Annotated in this window: 17 protein-coding genes; 12 read left to right on the top strand and 5 right to left on the bottom strand. The window is 39.0% G+C overall.

What is annotated here, in order from left to right; translation table 11 throughout:
* Nucleotides 1–116 precede the first annotated feature (116 nt).
* The 12 genes from araA (at nt 117) to NQ185_RS15690 (ending at nt 17810) form a co-directional block, all read left to right on the top strand.
* Complete coding sequence (araA, locus tag NQ185_RS15745; RefSeq protein ID WP_257582945.1) at nt 117–1601, top strand: L-arabinose isomerase; 1485 nt, start codon at nt 117–119, stop codon at nt 1599–1601.
* A 30-nt stretch (nt 1602–1631) separates the two neighbouring features.
* The gene (locus NQ185_RS15740; RefSeq protein WP_257582944.1) at nt 1632–3197 is read left to right on the top strand and encodes a glycoside hydrolase family 43 protein; all 1566 of its coding nucleotides are present in this window, start codon (nt 1632–1634) and stop codon (nt 3195–3197) included.
* A gap of 39 nt (nt 3198–3236) precedes the next feature.
* Complete coding sequence (locus NQ185_RS15735; RefSeq protein WP_257582942.1) at nt 3237–4724, top strand: alpha-N-arabinofuranosidase; 1488 nt, start codon at nt 3237–3239, stop codon at nt 4722–4724.
* A 10-nt stretch (nt 4725–4734) separates the two neighbouring features.
* The gene (locus NQ185_RS15730) at nt 4735–4995 is read left to right on the top strand and encodes a DUF6171 family protein (protein ID WP_257582941.1); all 261 of its coding nucleotides are present in this window, start codon (nt 4735–4737) and stop codon (nt 4993–4995) included.
* A 45-nt stretch (nt 4996–5040) separates the two neighbouring features.
* The gene (gene arfA, locus NQ185_RS15725; RefSeq protein WP_257582940.1) at nt 5041–6546 is read left to right on the top strand and encodes an arabinosylfuranosidase ArfA; all 1506 of its coding nucleotides are present in this window, start codon (nt 5041–5043) and stop codon (nt 6544–6546) included.
* Nucleotides 6547–7010: 464 nt separating this feature from the next.
* Nucleotides 7011–8375: an ABC transporter substrate-binding protein gene (locus NQ185_RS15720; RefSeq protein ID WP_257582939.1), complete on the top strand. Its 1365-nt coding sequence runs from the start codon at nt 7011–7013 to the stop codon at nt 8373–8375.
* Between the two features lie 223 nt (nt 8376–8598).
* Complete coding sequence (locus NQ185_RS15715) at nt 8599–9543, top strand: carbohydrate ABC transporter permease (protein ID WP_257582938.1); 945 nt, start codon at nt 8599–8601, stop codon at nt 9541–9543.
* The gene (locus NQ185_RS15710) at nt 9544–10383 is read left to right on the top strand and encodes a carbohydrate ABC transporter permease (RefSeq protein WP_257582937.1); all 840 of its coding nucleotides are present in this window, start codon (nt 9544–9546) and stop codon (nt 10381–10383) included.
* A gap of 72 nt (nt 10384–10455) precedes the next feature.
* Nucleotides 10456–11088: a YesL family protein gene (locus tag NQ185_RS15705; protein ID WP_257582936.1), complete on the top strand. Its 633-nt coding sequence runs from the start codon at nt 10456–10458 to the stop codon at nt 11086–11088.
* Nucleotides 11089–11202: 114 nt separating this feature from the next.
* On the top strand, nt 11203–12699 hold the full coding sequence (locus tag NQ185_RS15700) for an alpha-L-arabinofuranosidase family protein (protein WP_257582935.1): 1497 nt from the start codon (nt 11203–11205) through the stop codon (nt 12697–12699).
* A gap of 178 nt (nt 12700–12877) precedes the next feature.
* The gene (locus NQ185_RS15695; RefSeq protein ID WP_257582934.1) at nt 12878–14779 is read left to right on the top strand and encodes a glycoside hydrolase family 127 protein; all 1902 of its coding nucleotides are present in this window, start codon (nt 12878–12880) and stop codon (nt 14777–14779) included.
* A gap of 205 nt (nt 14780–14984) precedes the next feature.
* Nucleotides 14985–17810, top strand: coding sequence for a lipocalin-like domain-containing protein (locus tag NQ185_RS15690; protein WP_373370819.1), 2826 nt, complete (start codon nt 14985–14987; stop codon nt 17808–17810).
* Nucleotides 17811–17943: 133 nt separating this feature from the next.
* On the opposite strand, the gene NQ185_RS15685 is transcribed toward NQ185_RS15690, so the two are convergent.
* The 5 genes from NQ185_RS15685 to NQ185_RS15665 all read right to left on the bottom strand — a co-directional run bounded on the left by NQ185_RS15685 (nt 17944) and on the right by NQ185_RS15665 (nt 22023).
* Entirely contained in the window at nt 17944–19002 is a 1059-nt protein-coding gene (locus tag NQ185_RS15685; RefSeq protein WP_257582933.1) for an anti-sigma factor domain-containing protein, read from the bottom strand.
* Entirely contained in the window at nt 18999–19751 is a 753-nt protein-coding gene (sigI, locus tag NQ185_RS15680) for an RNA polymerase sigma-I factor (protein ID WP_257582932.1), read from the bottom strand. The genes NQ185_RS15685 and sigI overlap by 4 nt, the downstream gene beginning before the upstream one ends.
* A gap of 90 nt (nt 19752–19841) precedes the next feature.
* Nucleotides 19842–20681, bottom strand: a complete 840-nt coding sequence (locus NQ185_RS15675; RefSeq protein WP_257582931.1) for a hypothetical protein — start codon at nt 20679–20681, stop codon at nt 19842–19844.
* A 399-nt stretch (nt 20682–21080) separates the two neighbouring features.
* Complete coding sequence (locus tag NQ185_RS15670; RefSeq protein ID WP_257582930.1) at nt 21081–21518, bottom strand: hypothetical protein; 438 nt, start codon at nt 21516–21518, stop codon at nt 21081–21083.
* A 16-nt stretch (nt 21519–21534) separates the two neighbouring features.
* Nucleotides 21535–22023 (bottom strand): hypothetical protein, encoded by a 489-nt coding sequence (locus tag NQ185_RS15665; protein ID WP_257582929.1) that lies wholly within the window; start codon nt 22021–22023, stop codon nt 21535–21537.
* Nucleotides 22024–22146: the final 123 nt, after the last annotated feature.

The following is a 22146-nucleotide window of genomic DNA, read 5'->3' as shown; positions in this document are numbered from 1 at the left end:
GCCAGGCACTCAAACAACTCCCAATCAATTCCCGCAATTGCAAATAGATAGAATTGTTTCAGAGTTGTTCCGGTGCCTGGCACTCAAACAATTACAAATTAGAAAGGGTGAAGTTTATGTTGAAAACGAGGTCTTATGAGTTTTGGTTTGTGACCGGCAGTCAGTTGCTTTATGGGGAGGATGTGCTCGTGCAGGTAGAGGAGCATTCGAAAACAATAGCTGCTGGAATTGATAGTGATGGGTCTGTTCCGTATAAGGTTGTTTTTAAATCGGTCGTTAAGGAATCTGATGCGATTCGCAGGTTGTTTTTGGAGGCGAATGCGGATGAAAATTGTGCAGGTGTCATTACGTGGATGCACACTTTTTCACCAGCCAAAATGTGGATTGCTGGATTGAAGGCATTAAAAAAACCACTTCTCCACTTACATACTCAATATAATCGTGACATTCCTTGGGACAGCATCGATATGGATTTCATGAATTTGAATCAATCGGCTCATGGTGACCGTGAATATGGTTTTATCGGTTCGAGAATGAATGTAACTCGAAAAGTCGTTGTGGGGCATTGGGAAAGCGAAGATGTGTGCAAACGTATTGGCGGTTGGATGGGAACGGCAGTCGCCTTTAATGAGAGTCAACACTTAAAGGTTGCTCGTTTCGGGGACAATATGCGCCAAGTAGCCGTTACTGAAGGCGACAAAGTGGAAGCTCAAATTCAACTAGGCTGGACTGTGAATGGTTATGGAATTGGTGATTTAGTCCAGCTTATCAACGCTGTGACAGAACAACAAGTAGATGAACTGATGACGGAATACGAAGATCAATACAATATTGTTGAAGAAGGAAAGCAAGATGGTCAGATTCGAGATGCTATTCGCTATCAAGCAAAAATTGAAATCGCTTTAAAGGCATTTCTAGTTGAGGGCGGCTACACAGCATTCACGACTACGTTCGAAGATCTGCATGGCATGAAGCAGCTTCCGGGTCTTGCTGTCCAGCGTTTAATGGAACAAGGCTATGGTTTTGCTGGTGAAGGTGACTGGAAAACGGCTGCCCTCGTGCGCTTAATGAAAATCATAGCAGGCGGGAAAGGAACTTCCTTTATGGAAGATTATACGTACCACTTTGAGCCTGGAAATGAAATGGTCCTCGGTTCTCATATGCTTGAAGTATGTCCAACGATCGCGGAGACAAAACCGACGATTGAAGTTCATCCACTGGGCATTGGCGACAGGGAGGATCCTGCCCGTATCGTATTCAATGGAGCGAGCGGCCAAGCGTTAAATGCATCGATCATCGACTTAGGACATCGTTTCCGACTTGTAATCAATGAAGTAGACGCTGTAAAAGTAGAAAAAGAAATGCCAAAACTCCCAGTTGCTCGTGTTCTTTGGAAGCCACAGCCATCACTCAGCCAAGGTGCTGAAAATTGGATTATGGCTGGTGGAGCCCATCATTCAGGCTTCTCATACATCGTGACGGCAGAGCAATTAAAAGATCTTGCCGCATTGCTAGGGATCGAATCTGTATTAATTAACAATGAGACAAAGACTTATGCCTTTGAAAATGAACTTCGTTGGAATGGACTTCTCTATAAATAATAACAATTCGCATAGAAAAGGGTTGTTGCAATGGAAAAACAAGGCTATCAAGGTTTTGCATTAAAGGTTGAAAATCCCATTCTCTGGTCAGATGTTCCGGATATAGATGTCATTAGAGTTGCCGATGTTTATTACATGTCTAGTACAACCATGCATATGAATCCTGGTGTTCCGATTATGAAATCCGAAGACCTCATTCAATGGGAAATTGTCAATTACGTATACGACATCTTGGAAGAAAATGATGAACAACTTCTTAACTATGGAAAGAATGAATATGGACAAGGCTCATGGGCGAGCAGTCTCAGATTTCATAACGGTACATTTTATTTAGCAGTCGCGTCCTTCAGTGCTGACCAAACTTATATTTTTCAAACGAATGATATTGAAAATGGAAAGTGGAAAAAGTCCTCCCTTACAGGCGTATATCATGACATGTCCCTGCTTTTTGATAAGGGACATGTGTACATGATTTATGGAGGTGGAGATATTAAGGTAATTGAGCTTACTTCTGATGCCACTGCGGTAAAAGAAGGTGGGCTTAATAAAGTAATTATCCCGAATGCTAGTTTGATTACAGGGCCAAATATTGGGTTGCCTGCTGAAGGAGCCCACATTCAAAAGATAAATGGACAATATTATGTCTTCCTCATTACTTGGCCAAAGGGAGAAGGGCGCACGCAATTAATGTTCCGATCAGACAGTATTGATGGGAAATATGAGGGACGCATTGCTTTAGATGATGCTGGAATTGCACAAGGTGGAATTGTCGATACCGTCAATGGGGATTGGCATGCGATGTTGTTTCAGGATTGTGGGGCGGTAGGGCGAACCCCTTTTATCGTTCCTGTTGAATGGCAAGATGGGTGGCCGATCCATAAAAATGTTCATGATATAAAACAAGCTTCCGCAAACAGTGTCATACCAGATATTGTATCATCTGATGAATTTGATCAAGCCATAGAAAATCGTAATCCTTCATATCTAAAAAATATTGAAGTTTTACAAGATCAAGGATTAAAACTCCCGCTTGTATGGCAGTGGAATCATAATCCAGATCCCGCATACTGGTCCTTAACGGAACGACCTGGTTATTTAAGACTTAAAAATGGAAGATTAAGCGGCAGTATCCTTCATGCTAGAAACATATTAACCCAGAGAACGTTTGGGCCTGGGTGCTCGGGGCAAGTTGCTGTAGAGATTAACCATATGAAAGATGGGGACTTTGCGGGTCTCGCAGCATTACAAGAAAACTATGGGTTTGTTGGTGTGAAAACTACTTGTGGTGGACATCATATCGTTATGGTTTTAGGAAATTCCAACGAAAAACAAGAAGTCGAAACGATACCCATTGATAGTGATCGGACCTACTTAAAAGTAGATTTTGATTTTAAAAATATGATAGATCAGGCTTATTTCTATTACAGTCTGAATGAAGAAGAATGGCATTCGATTGGAAACCCTTTGCAGATGAAATATACAATCCCGCATTTTATGGGGTATCGATTTGCATTATTTAATTATGCAACGAAAACGAGTGATGGATTCGTTGATTTTGATTATTTCCGTGTGAATGAAACGATCACAAAGAAATGAAATACTATTAAACAATACGTTTTCGAAAAGGAGAAATCAATGGGAAACAACGTCATTATTAACGCTGATGTAGAAAAAGCTACGATTAACAAAAATATTTACGGTCATTTTGCAGAACATTTAGGAAGAGGAATTTATGAAGGGATCTGGGTTGGAGAAGATTCACCGATTCCGAATACAAATGGAATACGAGAAGACGTGCTTGAAGCTTTGAAAAATTTAAACATTCCTGTTTTACGTTGGCCTGGCGGTTGCTTTGCAGATGAATATCATTGGAAAGATGGTATTGGTCCACGTGAAAATCGTAAACGTATGATCAATACGCACTGGGGCGGTGTTGTAGAAAATAATCACTTCGGAACGCATGAGTTCATGATGCTTTGTGAAATGCTTGAAACGGAACCTTATATTTGCGGAAATGTTGGAAGCGGTACCGTACAAGAAATGTCTGAATGGGTTGAATATATGACATTTGACGGAGAATCTCCGATGGCGAACTGGCGAATAGAAAATGGCCGCGAAGAGCCTTGGAAATTAAAATATTTCGGTGTTGGAAATGAAAACTGGGGCTGCGGCGGTAATATGCGCCCAGAATATTATGCAGATTTATACCGTCGTTATCAGACGTATGTACGTAATTATGGAGATAACCGCATTTATAAGATTGCAGGCGGTGCCAATGTTGCCGACTACAATTGGACAGAAGTGTTAATGAAAAATGCCCACTGGATGATGGATGGATTAAGCCTTCATTATTACACTATTCCGGGTGAATTTTGGACAGGGAAAGGATCTGCAACTGATTTCCCTGAAAGTGAATGGTTTACAACATTAAAGAAAGCACTTCATATGGATACACTCATCACGAATCATAGCACTATTATGGACAAGTATGATCCGGCGAAACGAGTGGGCTTGATTATCGACGAATGGGGTACATGGTATGATCCAGAGCCAGGTACAAACCCAGGATTCCTTTATCAACAAAATACAATTCGTGATGCTCTTGTAGCTGGAATCCATTTTAATATTTTCCACTTGCATGCAGACCGCGTACAAATGGCAAACATTGCCCAAACGATTAACGTATTGCAGGCGATGATCTTAACGGAAGGCGAGAAGATGCTGCTAACGCCGACATACCATGTATTTGAAATGTTCAAAGTTCACCATGATGCTTCCTTGCTATCGGTTGATTCAACATTTGAAAATTATGAACTAGATGGAGAGACTTTGCCGCAAGTTACGGTTTCCGCTTCAAAAGATTCCAATGGAAAAATTCATATAAGTCTATGTAATCTCGACCATCAAAGTCAATCAGATATTGACATCGATCTGCGCGGAATTGATTTATCATCCGCTACTGTAAGCGGACGTATATTAACAGCTGATAAAATGAATGCTCACAATACATTCGAACAGCCTGAAAATGTAATACCATCAGAATTTACGAATGTTAAAAAAGAAGAACAATCCTTATCTATCACACTTCCACCAATGTCTGTCGTTGTCCTGGCAGTAGAATAAGATAGTACTGATGAGTATTTGTAAAGGTTGTACTCATAATGTCATAGTTTCACAGGAAATCCTGCAAGAATTGGTACAAGACGCCGAAAAAGAAGGCAGAAAAATAGTTTCAGAAGAAGTATTTGAAAAACGTCTCAACATGTGTAATAGCTGCCCTTCTCTACAATATGGAACAACTTGTATGCATAGCGGCAGTCTCATTCATTATAGAGCAAAGCTCGAAGCAAGCACTTGTCCATATCCACACGGTTCAAAATGGCTCGGGGCGTAAAATACGCCCATGAGTCTTGCTAATAAAAAGGAGAGGATGAAAAAAATGAGCAGTAAAAAAGCTAGTATGATCGTTGAAAAGGATTTTAAAGTGTCAGAGGTAGATAAGCGAATTTATGGTTCTTTCGTAGAGCATCTTGGACGAGCTGTCTATGGCGGGATTTATGAACCAGATCATCCAGAGGCTGATGAAAATGGATTTCGTAAGGACGTTATCGAACTAGTGAAAGAACTGGATGTGCCTCTAATCCGTTACCCAGGCGGAAACTTCGTATCAGGTTATAACTGGGAGGATGGGATTGGACCAAAGGAAAATCGCCCTCGCCGTTTAGAGCTTGCTTGGCGTACGATTGAAACGAATGAACTTGGTACAAATGAATTTGTTGATTGGGCAAAGCTTGCGGGTGCAGAAGTAAATATGGCTGTTAACCTTGGAACGAGAGGAATTGAAGAAGCTAGAAATCTACTGGAATACTGCAACCATCCATCAGGTACATACTACAGTGATTTGCGTATTTCTCACGGCTACAAGGAGCCACATAAAATTAAAACATGGTGTCTCGGAAATGAAATGGACGGTCCATGGCAAATTGGCCATAAAACCGCACATGAATACGGAAGACTAGCAAATGAAACGGCAAAGGTTATGAAGCTTGTCGACCCATCCATTGAGCTAGTCGCCTGCGGCAGCTCGCACCGTAATATGCCGACATTTGCCGAATGGGAAGCAACTGTCCTTGACCATACGTATGAAAACGTCGAATTTATTTCTCTTCATCAATATTACGGAAATCGTGACAACGATATAGCTAACTACCTTGCACAATCGCTTGGAATGGATGATTTTATTAAATCCGTTATTTCAATTGCCGACTATATTAAAGCGAAAAAACATAGCAAAAAGACAATCAATCTTTCATTCGACGAGTGGAATGTTTGGTATCATTCCAATGCGGCAGACCGTAAAATTGATCCTTGGACGATCGCACCGCCTCAACTTGAAGATATTTATAATTTTGAAGATGCTTTATTAGTAGGTTCAATGTTGATTACTTTACTTAAGAATGCTGACCGTGTCAAAGTTGCATGTATGGCTCAGCTTGTTAATGTTATTGCACCAATCATGACAGAAACTGGAGGGCCTGCTTGGAAACAAACAATCTTCTATCCGTACATGCATGCTTCAAAATTCGGAAGAGGGGTTGTATTGAATCCAATTGTTTCAAGTCCGAAATATGATAGTAAAGACTTCACTGATGTGCCTGTTCTTGATACGACGGCTGTTTATAACGAGGAAAATGAAGAACTTACAATTTTTGCAGTAAACCGCGATCTAGAAGATAGTCTTTTATTAGAATGTGATATTCGTAACTTCGAAGGCTATAAAGTGGCAGAACATATCGTGCTTGAAAATAATGATTTAAAACAAGTCAATACTGCAACATCACAGGCAGTTTCTCCTCACAATAATGGCAATGCGACTAACGATAATGGTCGAATAACAGCAACCCTGCCAAAACTGTCTTGGAACGTTATTCGTTTGAAAAAGTAAATTTTACAGAGGAAGGGATATCCCCTTCCTTATTAAACTTTTTGATGCCCCTTGGTTGCCCTAGCCTTCCATCTTTGCATTTACCTATTATGTATGGGCAATGATACATGATTAGACTCCCTGAAAGACTTCTACCAATCTATTATTTATTTTGAAATGTATACTGTTACGTATAAGTTTTCATTTATTAAATTCTTTTTCCTAATATTATTAAATAATATTAACCCTGGATTTCTGCAGTAAAAGTTTGAAAATGTCGAAATAAGTTATATCTAAATTGCCTGATTATTACCTATAAATAGTTGACTGAATTTCCGTCAAGTGATAACATGTTCGTACAGGTTATAATATCATCTTTGCTACTTGTACACCTTTATGATGAAGAAACAACTGAAAAGGAGGAGGAGTTAACCTTAAATTATTATGTAAGTGCTTTCAGTCGCTTAAAAATAGGGGGGGAAATGATGAAAAAGAATAGTCTGCTAGCATTGTTTTTTGGAGTAATGGCTTTGTTATTAGTAGCTTGCGCAGGTGAAGGTTCAAGTGGATCAGGTGATTCAGGTGGTTCAGGTGGTTCTGAAGGCGCTGAAGAATCGATTGTTATTGGAGATGACGTTGAGGATGCGACTGAATTATCATTCTGGACATTCGCATCATTGCACATGGAATTTTTTGAGGATGCAGTTCCACGTTGGAATGAAGCGAATCCAGACAGGCCCATAAAATTGAAGGCGGAAACCTTCCCTTATGATCAAATGCACAACAACTTACTACTAGCCTTGCAATCTGGCACAGGTGCCCCGGATATCGTTGATATTGAAATTAGCCGTTTCCCTAACTATTTGCAAGGGGAACCACAACTGCTGCCAATGAATCAATTTGTCGAACCTGAAATAGATAATTACGTTCAATCTCGTTTTGAAATTTACAGTAAAGACGGTCAGTATTATGGTATGCCAACCCATGTCGGTGCTTCCGTAATGTATTATAATACTGAAATTATGGATGCAGCTGGTGTCGATATTGATTCAATCAAAACTTGGGATGATTTTGTAGAAGCTGGTAAAAAAGTAGTCGCTAATACAGATTCTATGATGTACAACGTTGTGACTGATGACTATATTCCGTTATGGTCAATGATTAGTCAACGTGACTCGGATTGGTTTGATAAGGATGGCAAACTTACGCTTGATAATCAAGCTAATATTGACACACTTCAATTCTTACATGACATGCTTTATGTGCATAAAATTGCTGAAATCACCCCAGGTGGTCAACCACATGCTGAAGAATTTTATGCGTATTTTAATGAGGGTGGAGCGGCTGCTATTACAATGCCGATGTGGTATATGGGTAGATTTATAGAGTATATGCCAGACCTTAAAGGTAAAATTGCAGTTCGTCCAATGCCAGCTTGGGAACCAGGCGGAAAACGTTCAGCTGGTATGGGTGGAACAGGTACAGTTGTAACAAACCAAACAAAGCACCCTGACCTTGCAAAAGAATTTTTAGCTTTCGCGAAACTATCTAAAGAAGCCAATATCAAATTATGGACAGTTCTAGGTTTTGATCCTCCTCGCTGGGATGTTTGGGAAAGTGATGAAGTTAAAGCAGATAATAAGTTCTATCAATACTTCGGGGACAACATATTTGATGTATTGTTAGAGGTTAAAGATGAAATTAATCCGGTTAAAATCACGGAATACACTCCTGATGTCGCAACAGAAATAAATACCAATACAGTAAACAATGTAATTCGACAGCAAACACAAACGGCTGAAGAGGCATTAAAACAGTCGCAAAAAACGATTGAAGCTAATATGCAGTAATAAAAAACTAAATTGCAAGGCACATATTAATGTACCTTGCAATTTTGCTGATTTGTGAAGAACCCTAGAAATAGTTTATCCATAAACTTTACGTTGGGAAATTCAGAAGAGACAAATGTAATTTAATTTAAATAACTTATCCGTACAATGTGAAAAATGTGCGTGTAAAAATGAGAGCGTATTCAATTTGAGGTCCGATTAATCTATCTAAGGAGGGATATCCATGTTGGAAACATCAAGAGGTACAGCGACTCAATTACCACCTGTTAAAAGTCCTAATAAATTCCTAACCTTTTTAAACTCCAAGAAAGTCGTCCCATATGTATTTATTGCACCATTTGTCCTTTCGTTTTTAGTTTTTACCTTTTATCCATCAATTAAGGGAATTATGATGAGCTTTCAAAAAGTGTTGCCCGGGCAGGTGACATTTGTTGGATTAAGCAATTATCGCAGAATTTTTAATCCAACTTTTTATAAAGCACTTTCCAATACGTCCATTTATGTAGTCCTAACCGTAGTAATATTAGTCATTGTACCAATTATATTAGCTGTGTTGCTAGATTCAAAGTTTGTTAAATTTAAAACCACTTTCCGAGCTTCCTTATTTCTCCCAGCCTTAACTTCAACGATTGTCGCGGGTATGATTTTTCGGTTAATGTTCGGGGAAACGAATTCTGCAGTAGGTAACCAAATTATTGGTTTATTTGGATTTGCACCTATCGAATGGAAATATCATGCTTGGTCAGGAATGTTTTTGATGGTTGTCCTTTGTTGTTGGCGCTGGATGGGGGTTAATATTCTATATTTCCTAGCTGCATTGCAAAACATTCCAGATGAATTATATGAAGCGGCCGATATAGATGGTGCAACAAGATTACAAAAGTTTCGATTTGTTACACTTCCCTTCTTAAAACCAATCACTATATTCGTTGCGACGATTTCAGTTATTGGCGGGTTTCGAATGTTTGAAGAAAGTTTTGTTTATTGGACGTCTGGATCACCGGGTAATATTGGTTTATCAGTAGTCGGTTATATTTATCAACAAGGAATTCAACAAAATGATATGGGATTTGGTGCTGCAATTGGTGTTGTCCTGATGATCATTATTTTTATAGTAAGCGTGATTCAATTGTTACTTACCGGAGCGTTTAAAAGGAGTGATGAATAGATGAAGAAAAACAATAATATGGGACTAAAATGGGTCGCCAATATGAGCTTTGTTATCATTTCCTTAATCGCGTTGTTTCCGATTCTGATTTTATTGCTATCCTCCTTCAGACCATCATCAGAGTTGATGCGTAACGGGATTAGCTTAACATTCGACGTCAGTTCATTAAACTTAGCAAACTATACTTACATATTTTCACAAGCAGGGACATATTGGGGATGGTATGGAAATAGTTTAATTATTTCAGGCCTGACGATCGTACTTTCGTTATTTTTCTCAAGCATGGTTGGATATGCATTAGCTATGTATGATTTTAGAGGAAGGAACTTTTTCTTCATCCTTGTTTTGTTTATATTGATGGTGCCATTTGAAATTTTGATGTTACCTCTTTATCAAATGATGATTGGCTGGAAATTAATTAATACATATACGGCCGTTATGTTACCAGCTATTGTTTCGCCAATTGCCGTCTTTTTCTTTAGACAATACGCACTTGGTCTTCCGAGGGAATTAATGGACTCGGCTAGAATTGATGGATCAACTGAATATGGTATTTATTTTAAGATTATGTTCCCATTAATGGGACCTTCCTTAGCTGCGATGGCCATCCTTCTAGGATTAGGGAGCTGGAATAACTTCCTATGGCCATTAATTGTGCTGCGCTCGAATGCTATGTTTACGTTGCCAATTGGTCTTGCTACACTTCTAACACCATATGGAAATAACTATGATATTCTCATTGCGGGCTCGATGATGACAATCGTTCCTATCATTATATTGTTTATTTTCTTCCAACGTTATTTCGTTGCTGGGCTAACTGTTGGAGGAGTAAAAGGATAGAAATTATGAATAAAAGTATAAATTCAGATGCTAATTTTCATTTAATTAAAACAATTTAAGGGGTAATAAGGAGTGAAAGCAACCATGGATGGTAAACGGATTGTATCTACACTTGATCGTTTATTTCAATGGATTATGCGCCTCGCAGCAGTGAATGGGCTATGGATTCTGTTTACTATTTTTGGCCTTTTTGTAGGTGGGATTTTTCCGGCTACAGTGGCAGCATTAGGAGTATCCAGAAAGTGGATTATGGGGGAACAAGAACTAAAGCTTTGGAAAACATTTAAACAAATATATTTCCAAGAGTTTGCAGGTGCAAATATATTAGGCTGGATTTTGTTGGTTGTCGGGGGCTTGCTGTATCTTAATTACAAGGTGCTTGCTGAAGCAGCAGGTGAAATCTTATTTATCATACCATTCATGTTCTACCTTATTCTCTTTTTCTATTGCATTATCATTTTATGGACATTCCCATTACTTGTCCATTATAAGGCTTCATGGTTTCAGCATTTGAGGAATGCTCTTATCATTGGATTATCTAAAATACATTATACTGCTGCAAGTGGGCTAGTCATTGTAGGCGTCATTTTCTTTTCTTTGGAGTTCCCTGGAATGATTCCGTTCTTTTCAATTAGTATTGCCGCTTTAGGCTGCATGTGGTTTTCGTTGCAAATATTTCAAAAAATGGATACTAGGGTTTCTTGAATCGAATTTCAAACATCAAGAGAATTAAATATGTCATGAAACTAGCAATCCTTTTTTTGTTTTAAAAAGGTGGAATAGCATTCATACTCCATTTAATAAACTCGAGGTGAGAAAATGAAAAAAGAGACAATTATTGAAGTGAATACAAAGCGAGTATGTGGGAAAACAAATCCAATGATTTATGGCCATTTTATTGAACACTTTCATCGACAAATTTATGGAGGTATTTTTGACCCGAACACTCCCCTATCAGATGAAAGAGGGTTCCGTAAAGATGTGTTGGATGCATTAAAGAATATTGGTACACCAATTGTAAGATGGCCCGGTGGGTGTTTCGTTTCTAATTACCATTGGAAAGATGGTGTTGGTAAGCGAACACCGTTTTTTGATAAGGCATGGAGAGTCGAAGAACCTAACCTTTTTGGAACGGATGAATTCATTATGTTCTGCCAAGCGATAGGAGCAGAACCATATATTTGTACGAATGCTGGTACAGGCACAGCGGAAGAAGCTAGTAACTGGGTTGAATACTGCAACTTAAGGAATGAAGGAAAGTTTGCAAAAATGAGAATCGAAAATGGTCATTATGAGCCTTATAATGTGAAATATTGGAGCATCGGGAATGAAAATTATGGCTATTGGGAAATAGGGGCTAAGGAACAAAAGGAATGGGGGCGTTTTGTTCTAGAATCAGCTAAAATGATGAAGCGTGTCGATCCTAGCATTGAATTACTTGCAGCCAGTATTTCTGATTTGGATTGGAATATTAATCTACTCAAAGAGGCCGGTGAGTATTTAGATTGGATTTCAATCCATGGTTATTGGGACAGCTTACAACAAGTAGATAACCCATCCTCTTATGAATCCTGTATGGTTTATACGTTACAGATAGAGGAACAGATTTTAAAAACTAAGTATATCCTTGGATCTTTAGGATATTTAAATAAAATAAAAATTGCGTTTGACGAATGGAACCTTCGGGGGTGGCACCACCCCAATATACATGGAGGGGATTGGTTAGCGGATAACATCATTTCAGCCAGGGATCGGAATGACATTAACGCTACTTATACCATGGCAGACGCAATCTTTAATGCGTGCTTTTTGAATCTTTGTTTAAAATATAGTGATCTTGTTGGAATGGCAAACTTTGCCCCTGTTGTTAACACTCGCGGAGCCATTTTCACACATAAGGAAGGGATTGTACTGCGTTCAACCTATTATGTATTTGAATTATATTCTAAATACATGGGTGATACCATTATAGATTCTTGGACCTCGGATTCGGACTTTTTTGAAGTTAATCATGGTGGGAAAACGTACAAAGTGCCATCAATAGACGTAATTGCGACTACTAAAAAAGGATCGGAAAACCTACGGATTTCTATCGTAAATAGAAATCCAAATCAAGCACAGGTCGTAAGGATTAAAAATAATTCAAAATTTGAAAAAGGAGTGATGTACTCCTTAATCTCCTCTTCCAAAGATAGCTATAATGATGTTGGTCAACCGGAAAGCTGTAAAACAGTTGAATATTCAATCCAAATTAATTCTTTTGAGGCAGCGGTCGAAGTAGGGCCTCATTCAGTAAATGTTTTAGTGCTTAGCTAGACATAGCTATGTTACCCAATTGTCACTTCATCATTGCCAAAACTATCAAAGCGCGTGGTTCGTTGCAAAAATAACTAGTATACCAGATTTTCACTATTTTTGTTAGCGCATACAAATTTCTAATATAAGTCAGAAATGGAGGAGCTAAAAGGTGCAAACTAAGCAAAGGGGATCCCAAGTGAAAATTTCCGATAAGTTTTGGCGCAGATACATGGATATTGTGAGAGACGAGGTGATTCCCTATCAATGGGAGGCATTGAACGATCGGATTGAGGGAGCGGAACCAAGCCATGCTGTGGAAAATTTTAGAATAGCTGCTGGAGATACAGAAGGTGAATACCATGGATTTGTTTTTCAAGATAGTGATATTGCAAAATGGATCGAAGCAGTCGCTTATAGTTTAGTATCCGATCCCAATCCGGAACTTGAAAAAACAGTTGATGACTTAATCGCATTAATTGGCAGGGCGCAACAAAAAGACGGCTATTTAAATACTTATTTTACAGTAAAAGAACCCGATGCACGATGGACAAATTTACGAGACCAACATGAGCTATATAGTGGCGGCCATATGATAGAAGCTGCAGTCGCGTATTTTGAAGCAACTGGAAAACGTGAATTACTTGATATAATGGTAAGATTCGCGGAGTATGTTGACTCGGTCTTTGGAGGAGGGGAAGGGAAAATAAAAGGGTATGACGGTCATCAGGAAATTGAATTGGCTCTTGTTAAATTAGCTGAGACAACAGGTGAGGATAAATATTTGAAACTCAGTAAATTTTTCATTGATGAACGTGGAAGACACCCGCACTTTTTTGATCAAGAGGCAGAGTCTCGAGGAGATACGAAACCATTTTGGTATTATGGACATGAATATAGTCAATCACATCTGCCGGTTCGGGAACAAAAAGAGGCAGTGGGACACTCTGTTCGGGCCGTTTATATGTATTCGGCCATGGCAGATCTTGCTGTAAAAACAGGTGATGAATCACTTGCTGAAGCATGTAAAACGCTTTGGGAAAATGTAACGAATCGACAAATGTATATTACGGCCGGTATTGGATCCAGTGCATTTGGCGAGTCATTTAGTTTTGATTATGACCTTCCGAATGATACTTCTTACACCGAAACATGCGCTTCGATTGGATTAGTCTTTTGGGCAAAAAGAATGTTAAATCTCGATAAAAATGCTAAATATGCAGATGTGATGGAACGTGCTCTTTATAATGGCACTATTAGTGGAATGGACTTAGACGGGAAGAAGTTTTTCTATGTCAATCCACTGGAAGTTTGGCCAAAGGCATGTACTCGACATGATCATGGTCATGTAAAATCGGTACGACAAAAATGGTTTAATTGTGCATGTTGTCCGCCGAACTTGGCAAGATTGGTTGCTTCAATTGGGAAATATATTTACACCCGATCGGAAAATGAATTGTTTATCAATCTATATATGGGGAACGCGGCGGAATTTGAATTTGGCGATGAAAAAGTAAAAATCACTCAAGAAACCAATTACCCATGGGATCAAAATGTAAAAATGATCATATCCACAACAAATCTAGTTGAATTCACACTGGGGCTTAGAATGCCTGGGTGGTGCAGAAAAGCCCAATTGACCGTCAATGGAGAACATATTGATGTAGAAGATGTACTTAAAGACGGCTATATATATTTAAAAAGGCAATGGAAAGATGGGGACACAGTTGAATTAGCATTATCAATGCCGGTCGAAAGAATTAAGGCACATCCACAAGTAAGGGAGAATGCTGGAAAAGTTGCATTACAAAGAGGCCCGATTGTTTATTGCATTGAAGAAGTGGATAATGGCCCCAACTTGCCAAATATCTTTTTACCAAAAAGTTCTGACACTGAAATGTTTTTTGATTCTAGTTTACTAGGTGGTGTGACAATAATTAAGGCACAAGCAAACCGTACAGATGGGTCCAATTGGGGACAGCAACTCTATACATTTGATGAACAAAAATTTGAATCTACTACAATAACTGCTATCCCTTATTTTGCCTGGTGTAACCGTGAACCGGGAGAAATGCTTGTTTGGATTAATGAAACACTATAAAAGGATTGTCCTAAATGAGGCTCCAGTTCAGAAACTGATACGAGGGGTATTGACGAAGCTAGGAACCTACTTGAATACTGCAACTTTCCATCACGTACATACTACTGTGCTTTGCGTTAGAGAGGGGAGTTCACTTTCTCCTAATAACTTCTCCAGTCATAATTCCGTCACAAATATTTAAAAAATTATATCAAGGAGGTTTCCTATGTTAAAAAAATCAGTGTACAAACTGATGCTTGTTTTCCTAACCCTTTTATTAGTAATTCCAAGCAGTGTAATGGGAGAGGAAACGGAATCCAATCAAATCGAAGGGGAAGCGCCAGTGTTTAATAATGTATCAGTTCACGATCCTTCTATTATAAAAGAAGGTGATATGTATTATGTTTTTGGGACACATATTGAAGCAGCTAAATCAAAAGATTTAATGAGTTGGACACGTTTTACGAATGGGTATAGAACTCCGGGCAACGCACTTTATGGCGATCTTTCCGCTAACCTCGCAGAATCATTTAAGTGGGCTGGTGAAAATGATTCAGATAGTAAGGGCGGCTTTGCTGTCTGGGCTCCGGAAATCTTTTGGAATGAGCATTACATTAATGAAGATGGATCGAATGGTGCTTATATGATGTACTATAGTGCATCTTCCACATATATTCGTTCCGCCATAGGCTATGCCGTTTCTAAAAATATTGAAGGACCCTATACGTATGTCGATACAATAATGTATTCCGGTTTCACGAGAGACGAGGCTTACGATATTGATAGTGAAGTCAATAAAAAATGGGATAATACGAATATTAAAGATTTGATTGATGATGGTAAGCTATCGGGCATTAGAACAGGATGGTTTAATAGTAATGGAGCGTATAATAACGGAAACTTTCCAAATGCTATCGATGCGAATCTTTTTTATGACGAATCCGGTAAGCTTTGGATGACCTACGGTTCTTGGTCCGGAGGAATTTTTATCCTCGAAATTGATAAAACAAATGGAAAAGCAATCTACCCAGGCGAGGATGGCACTACTTCTGATGGAAGATTGATTGATCGCTATTTCGGGACAAAAATATCAGGTGGGTACGGGAAATCGGGCGAAGGTCCTTATGTTGTGTATGATCAGAAAATGGACTACTACTATTTGTACTTGACGACTGGATGGCTTGCAGCTGACGGCGAGTATAATATGAGGGTGTTCAGATCAACGAGCCCAACTGGCCCTTATGTAGATGCAATCGGGCAAAACGCGGTCCTGCCAGGAAACGTCGACCATTCTCCTTATGGCAACAAAATTATGGGACATTTCCTGTTTGAGAGAAATGTTGGAGACCCTGGTACAGGAATTGGCTATGGATATTTATCGCCAGGACATAATTCGATCTTCTATGATAAAGACATAGATAAGCAATTTTTAGTATTCCATACACGATTCCCACAACGCGGGGAAACTCACGAGGTGCGCGTACATCAATTATTTATGAATAAAGATGGCTGGCCAGTTGCGGCACCTTATCGCTATACTGGAGAAACACTTGAAAAGGTTAATAGAGAGGATATCGTTGGGGATTATCAATTTATTAACCATGGAAAAGATATCTCCAAAACGTTGAAAAAGGCGATTACGATTACTTTAAACGGGGATGGCACTATTTCCGGAGCAAATGGTTCGTGGGAGTTATCGGATGATAATCGTGCAACGATTACCATCGATGACAAATCTTATAATGGTGTATTTTTGCGTCAATGGAACTCGGTCGTTGATAAAGTAGGAATGACATTTACTGCGTTGTCTGGCGAGGGTGTTTCCATATGGGGAATCAAAACGATCGAGCGAACTGACGAGGAAATAGTCGAGATTATTAAAAATCAATTAAATCTTGGTGATACAAATGCCGTGATCGCCAATCTAGAATTACCGACAGAAGGTGCTCGCGGTACAGAAATCTCTTGGCAGTCTTCCAATCCTGATGTCGTATCGGCACAAGGAGTTGTGAATCGCCCAGCCGCAGGAGCTGGGAATGTAACAGTCACCTTGACTGCTACCATTACGAAAGGTGAGGCAGCCGCAAGCAAAACATTTACGATTATTGTGCTGGCTGAAAAGGATGCTCGATTAGTTGCTTATTATCCTTTTGAAGATGACTTATCTGATCGCACTAAAAATGCAGCGGCAGGAACTGTTACAGGGAATCGAATCGATAACAGTGGCGGAGAAATTTCATATGGGGACGGAATTACTGGAAAATCTGCTGTTTTTGATGGAGTATCTGGTGTCAGGCTGCCTAATGGTTTAATATCTAGCAATCAATATTCAGTCTCTCTTTGGCTCAATCCAGAAGAGCTCACTAATTTTACAACAACCTTCTTCGGCTCGAGAACAATTGATAGCTGGGTGAGCATTGTACCGAAAGGGCCAGTTCGTGATGAAACGATGGTTTGGTCTGGATCTGCATGGTACGACGCAAATACTGGAATGCAGATTCTGGAAAACGAGTGGTCTCATATCGCCTTTACAGTGGACGAAGGTAAAATCAATGTGTATGTAAATGGTGTAAACAAATTTTCAGGAGCAGGCTTCCCGAATGTGTTTACTTCAACAAACGCCGCCTTTGCCTTAGGTGTCAATTATTGGGATCTTCCATTTAAGGGCTTAATGGACGAGTTGCTCGTATACGATGGAATCGTTTTATCAGAGGAAGAAATACGGGCATATTATGAAACGGGTGATATCCCGGGATACGAGAAACCAAGTATCAAATTGATCCAAGAACGAATCCAACAATTTGTTGCGAACGAGGGAATTCGGCAATCATTAACAGTTCAATTGAAAAATGCCCAGCGTGACTTTGAGCAAATGGTCAAGTTTCAGAAAGAGGGCAAGGAAAAACAAGCGGAGCAAGCAAAAGGTAATGGTTGTAAAAAATTAGAACTTGTTAAAGAGCGGATTGAACAGCATTCTGGAAAACATATTGACGTGGAACATGCAAAGCAGTTGATCAGTATGTTGGAATATATTCTAGAAAATCGGGACTGAATCCTTAAACAGACCTAAATAAATCAGGTGGAGAAAAAACATATTGTTTTTCTCCACCTGATTTTATCGTTAGGAATAGACGCTTTTCTCGGTCGAAACCGTCTAGTTAAAAGATTATATAAATTATTTATTATTACGGGTTTTTATTATTATTTGGGTTATTCTCTCGCCCTTTCCCTTTAGGTGGAAGGTCTGGTTTTGTCTTTTTTGCTTTATTTTTTGCTTCAGGCGGATCTGGTTGTGGCACTTTCTTCTTAGGAGGAACATCTTGATTCTTAGCTTTATCTACTTTAGGATTATTCTCTTTAGTATTTTGAGCCTTTGTTACTTTTGAATTGCTCGGCTGCTCGTTTTCTTTCTCACTTTTACTAGATGGAATATCTAGATCTGTTTCCTTATTTGATTGTTCCTGGATGTCTTGTTCCTTCTGCAGTTTTTCAGAATGTTGCTTGTTCTCTTGTCCCTTTTTTTGAATTACTGGGTTTATCTTCTTTTGTTGTTCGGTTTCCGGTAATGCATCTTTTTCTACGGGTATATCAACTTGTTGTTTACTTTTTATAAATTCGTGGACGGACATTTGCTGCTCATCCGCCATTAACCTGTCTTCAGAAGTGCTTTCTTTAATTTCCAAGGTCAATTCTTTATGCGATTTTTGAACACCGCTTACTGCATTATCCACAATTTCATGAACTTTATCGTTTCTCTCACTGTCGGGAAAAATCGTCGTAATCATAATTTGTACGTCACTCGGTTGTTTCGATGATTCCTTTAATGCATTTTCCAATACAGTGCGTATAGGTTTACCTTTCCACTCATCAAAGCTGTCCCAAAATTCAGTAGACGCATCATTCAATTGTCGCAAGGAAATAACATGCCCTTTTTGATTAACACCAAATTCCAAAGCCCTATCTGTATCCAATTGGACATAAGCCATCACCTTGTCTGTATTCGGAACTAAAGATGCAACGATGAAAAAGAGAAACACTGCAGCCATCATAAGCGATCCTAGTAAAACGGGCTTTGTTTTTCTAACGAATAAAGAAGGGCGAGAAACTTGGAGAAATTCCACTTCATCTCCTATTTCTGCTTTACCAGCCAATGGGGTCCCGGGTAAAAATTCCCCGTTATTCGTTAAGAATATCGTATAATACTTTTTCTTTTCGCAAACAATGCCTCTCTTTTTCCGCATCATATAAGTTCCTCTCGTATGTATTCCTTTAAGTACACAAAATCACTATTGAATAGCAGTGTAACCGCAATAATATATCTTCTATGTCGTTCAATCGTCTTTCTTGAAACCTTTGCGATAGACGCAAGTTCCTTTATAGGTAATTTTTTCTTTTCCATAAGATAAGTATAGTACTTGGGTGTTTCAGCGATGATTTTTGCAATCTGAAAAGCTGTTTTTCTTGAATCAGCATGTTTCGGTGAAGAAATGGCTAACACTTGAAACGACATGCCATAGTCTTTTAATAGTTTAGAATACTCCTTTATTTCTTCACGGCGTTCTGCTGCTTGCTGTTCTTTTAAAAATGAAGAAATCGAAATTTCATTGAATACATGATGCTGATCAACTGCACCTGCTTCCCCGTTTTCCTCTTTTAAAGTAAAAAACGTTTCATTTCTCGTTGATTCACTTCGGATATAATCAATGAGGCGTCTCCTCATGATCAGATGAGAAAAAGTCTTCAACGACGTATTCTCTTTAGGATTAAAGTGTAGTACAGCTTCATGAAAACCTTTTAAGGCTACACTAAATTCATCATCATGCTCATTAATGAATCTTTTACAAACTAATGAAGCCGTTTTTTTCATGAACGGAGTATATGCGATAAGAAGCTCATTCATGACCTTCTCATCGCCTTTCTTTGCCTCCAATACAAGCTCATTCAATGTTGTATCAGACTTCTTGTTGAATCCTTGTATGATAGACAAAAGCATAAGTACCTCTCCGTTCTCATTAGATCAATACAACTTAACTGTAAAGGGTGAAATGAAAATTGAAAAGCTGTTTGCTGAAATAAGTCGATATTATTTCTTTTTTTCTTGCTTTTGTTGTTCCTTTTTTGCCTTGCGCTCAACCTTTAAAGCTTCACGCTCAGCTTTTTGGGCCGACTTTAATTCTTTTCTCTCTTCTAATTGCTTTGCATTAAATTGTGCTTGCGGAGCTTTCACCTGATTTTCTTTAGCAGGCTTTTCCTGTTTTACTGGTGATTCGTCCTCAATGGTTTCTTCTTTTTCTTCTGTTTGCTCAGGGGTTTCAGCTTTCGGTTGCTTGCTTTCCCATTTTTCAACAGAACGTTCCATATTACGTTTAATGGCAGCTTTTGCTGTTGGATTTTTTACTTTTTCATACGCGTTTCCAAGAGCAGCAAGATTACCAGCCTTATACCCTTCTGGAGTTGCCGGAAGTGAATCTTCCTCAGTATCAGTTGCTCCTTCTTCTACTTCGCCATCTTCTTTATCTGTTTCCTCTAAGTCTTCTGTTTTTTCCTCAGTTTCTCCTAAGTCTCCTGTTTCTTCCTCGACTTCTCCAATGTCAGCTTCCTCTGTTGAATCGTCTTTCTGAACCTCTTCATCATCGGCATCTTCCGTTGTTCCTTGCTCGTCGTCCGCCTCATCCACTGCTGCATCTGAATCATTCTCTACTTCTTCTGTACCAATTTCTTCATCTACATCTACTTCATTTTCAATAACTTCATTTTCTTCTGCAGGTAGGTTCACTGTTTCAGGTAATTCTGCGACTACATAAGAAGAATCTTTTTCATATGAATCTAGCGCTTGTCCATTTGCCCAAGCATAGCCTGTTCCTGTTACAGTAAATCCCGCGACTAGCAAAGCCGCACCAGTTTTTTTCAATTTGTTTTTCATCCATAATCACCTCGTCATTTTTTGTCCATTTTTGTAGACATATAGTTATTCGGAAGAACAACTTTTTTTGAGGGGGTCGACAAAAAAATATGTCGAGATGAAATTATTACTAGTTGGCTTAACTTTTAGCAAAGTTGTTAGCTAGCTTCCAAGATTATTTAATCAGTCCTTTTTTACTAGAAAAAAAATTTCATTAAATTAGCACGGAGTGTTTTTAAACCAAAATCACCGTCTTTTTCGCGCTATTCAGTTTGACTTTGCTATTCTGGGTTGAATCGGCTAGTCTCCAGTTTGCGCTTGTGATTTTATCGCTGGGTTGAACGTTGTTTTGATATTGATTATTTTGGCGATGAATATCAAGCCAATGTGAACATACTGTTCCTTGATAAGAGGACAGCATTATCTCTCGTTTTGGAAAAATGCTTCAAAGCAGGACTGAGATGATAAAAAATATAGGTTTCCGTTTGGATTCGGAGCTAATCGCACCGGTAAAAGAATACAAATAAGCTTTCCGTTGCGATACGGTGTCAATCGCCCCGATAAAAGGATAAAAGTCATCATTCCGTTGCGATACGGGGTCAATCGCCCCGGAAAATGGATAAAAGAAGTCCTTCCGTTGTGATTCGGTATCAATCGCCCCGATAAAAGGATAAAAGTCATCATTCCGTTGCGATACGAAGTCAATCGCCCCGATAAAAGGAAAAAAGTCATCTTTCCGTTGTGATTCGAGGTCAATCGCCCCGATAAAAGGAAAAAAGTCATCTTTCCGTTGTGATTCGAGGTCAATCGCCCCGATAAAAGAATAAAAGTCATCTTTCCGTTGTGATACGGAGTCAATCGCCCCGGTAAAAGGTTAAAAGTCATCATTCCGTTGCGATACGGGGTCAATCGCCCCGGAAAATGGATAAAAGAAGTCCTTCCGTTGTGATTCGGTATCAATCGCCCCGATAAAAGGATAAAAGTCATCATTCCGTTGCGATACGAAGTCAATCGCCCCGATAAAAGGATAAAAGTCATCTTTCCGTTGTGATTCGAGGTCAATCGCCCCGATAAAAGAATAAAAGTCATCTTTCCGTTGCGATACGGAGTCAATCGCCCCGATAAAAGGAAAAAAGTCATCTTTCCGTTGCGATACGGAGTCAATCGCCCCGGTAAAAGGATAAAAGTCATCATTCCGTTGCGATACGGAGTCAATCGCCCCGATAAAATGAAAAAAGTCATCATTCCGTTGCGATACGGAGTCAATCGCCCCGGAAAATGGATAAAAGAAGGGATTAATGGTATTTGGATACTCATTTTTTAAGTATTTAATATAATCATAAAAAAGAAGATTTGCATTCAAAAAATGCTGTTTCTCTAGTATGGAGGAACAGCATTTTTTGTTAAAAATAGTTTAAACTTTCTCTGCATAATCTGCATCACAGAAACTGCTTTTTTAAAAGACTATATATATTGGGACTAATTT

The sequence above is a fragment of the Lederbergia panacisoli genome, from assembly GCF_024626525.1.
GTDB lineage: Bacteria > Bacillota > Bacilli > Bacillales > Bacillaceae_C > Lederbergia > Lederbergia panacisoli.
The sequence above is the reverse complement of the archived record's forward strand: the minus strand, read 5'-3'. Positions and strand labels throughout refer to the sequence as shown.

Excerpts from the sequence above, each read along its gene's own strand:
- NQ185_RS15720 (WP_257582939.1), top strand. The coding sequence starts at position 7,011 with ATGAAAAAGAATAGTCTGCTAGCATTGTTTTTTGGAGTAATGGCTTTG.
- NQ185_RS15710 (WP_257582937.1), top strand. The coding sequence starts at position 9,544 with ATGAAGAAAAACAATAATATGGGACTAAAATGGGTCGCCAATATGAGC.
- araA (WP_257582945.1), top strand. The coding sequence starts at position 117 with ATGTTGAAAACGAGGTCTTATGAGTTTTGGTTTGTGACCGGCAGTCAG.
- NQ185_RS15730 (WP_257582941.1), top strand. The coding sequence starts at position 4,735 with ATGAGTATTTGTAAAGGTTGTACTCATAATGTCATAGTTTCACAGGAA.
- NQ185_RS15690 (WP_373370819.1), top strand. The coding sequence starts at position 14,985 with ATGTTAAAAAAATCAGTGTACAAACTGATGCTTGTTTTCCTAACCCTT.
- NQ185_RS15715 (WP_257582938.1), top strand. The coding sequence starts at position 8,599 with ATGTTGGAAACATCAAGAGGTACAGCGACTCAATTACCACCTGTTAAA.
- NQ185_RS15685 (WP_257582933.1), bottom strand. The coding sequence starts at position 19,002 with ATGATGCGGAAAAAGAGAGGCATTGTTTGCGAAAAGAAAAAGTATTAT.
- NQ185_RS15735 (WP_257582942.1), top strand. The coding sequence starts at position 3,237 with ATGGGAAACAACGTCATTATTAACGCTGATGTAGAAAAAGCTACGATT.
- NQ185_RS15700 (WP_257582935.1), top strand. The coding sequence starts at position 11,203 with ATGAAAAAAGAGACAATTATTGAAGTGAATACAAAGCGAGTATGTGGG.
- NQ185_RS15675 (WP_257582931.1), bottom strand. The coding sequence starts at position 20,681 with ATGAAAAACAAATTGAAAAAAACTGGTGCGGCTTTGCTAGTCGCGGGA.
- arfA (WP_257582940.1), top strand. The coding sequence starts at position 5,041 with ATGAGCAGTAAAAAAGCTAGTATGATCGTTGAAAAGGATTTTAAAGTG.
- sigI (WP_257582932.1), bottom strand. The coding sequence starts at position 19,751 with ATGCTTTTGTCTATCATACAAGGATTCAACAAGAAGTCTGATACAACA.
- NQ185_RS15740 (WP_257582944.1), top strand. The coding sequence starts at position 1,632 with ATGGAAAAACAAGGCTATCAAGGTTTTGCATTAAAGGTTGAAAATCCC.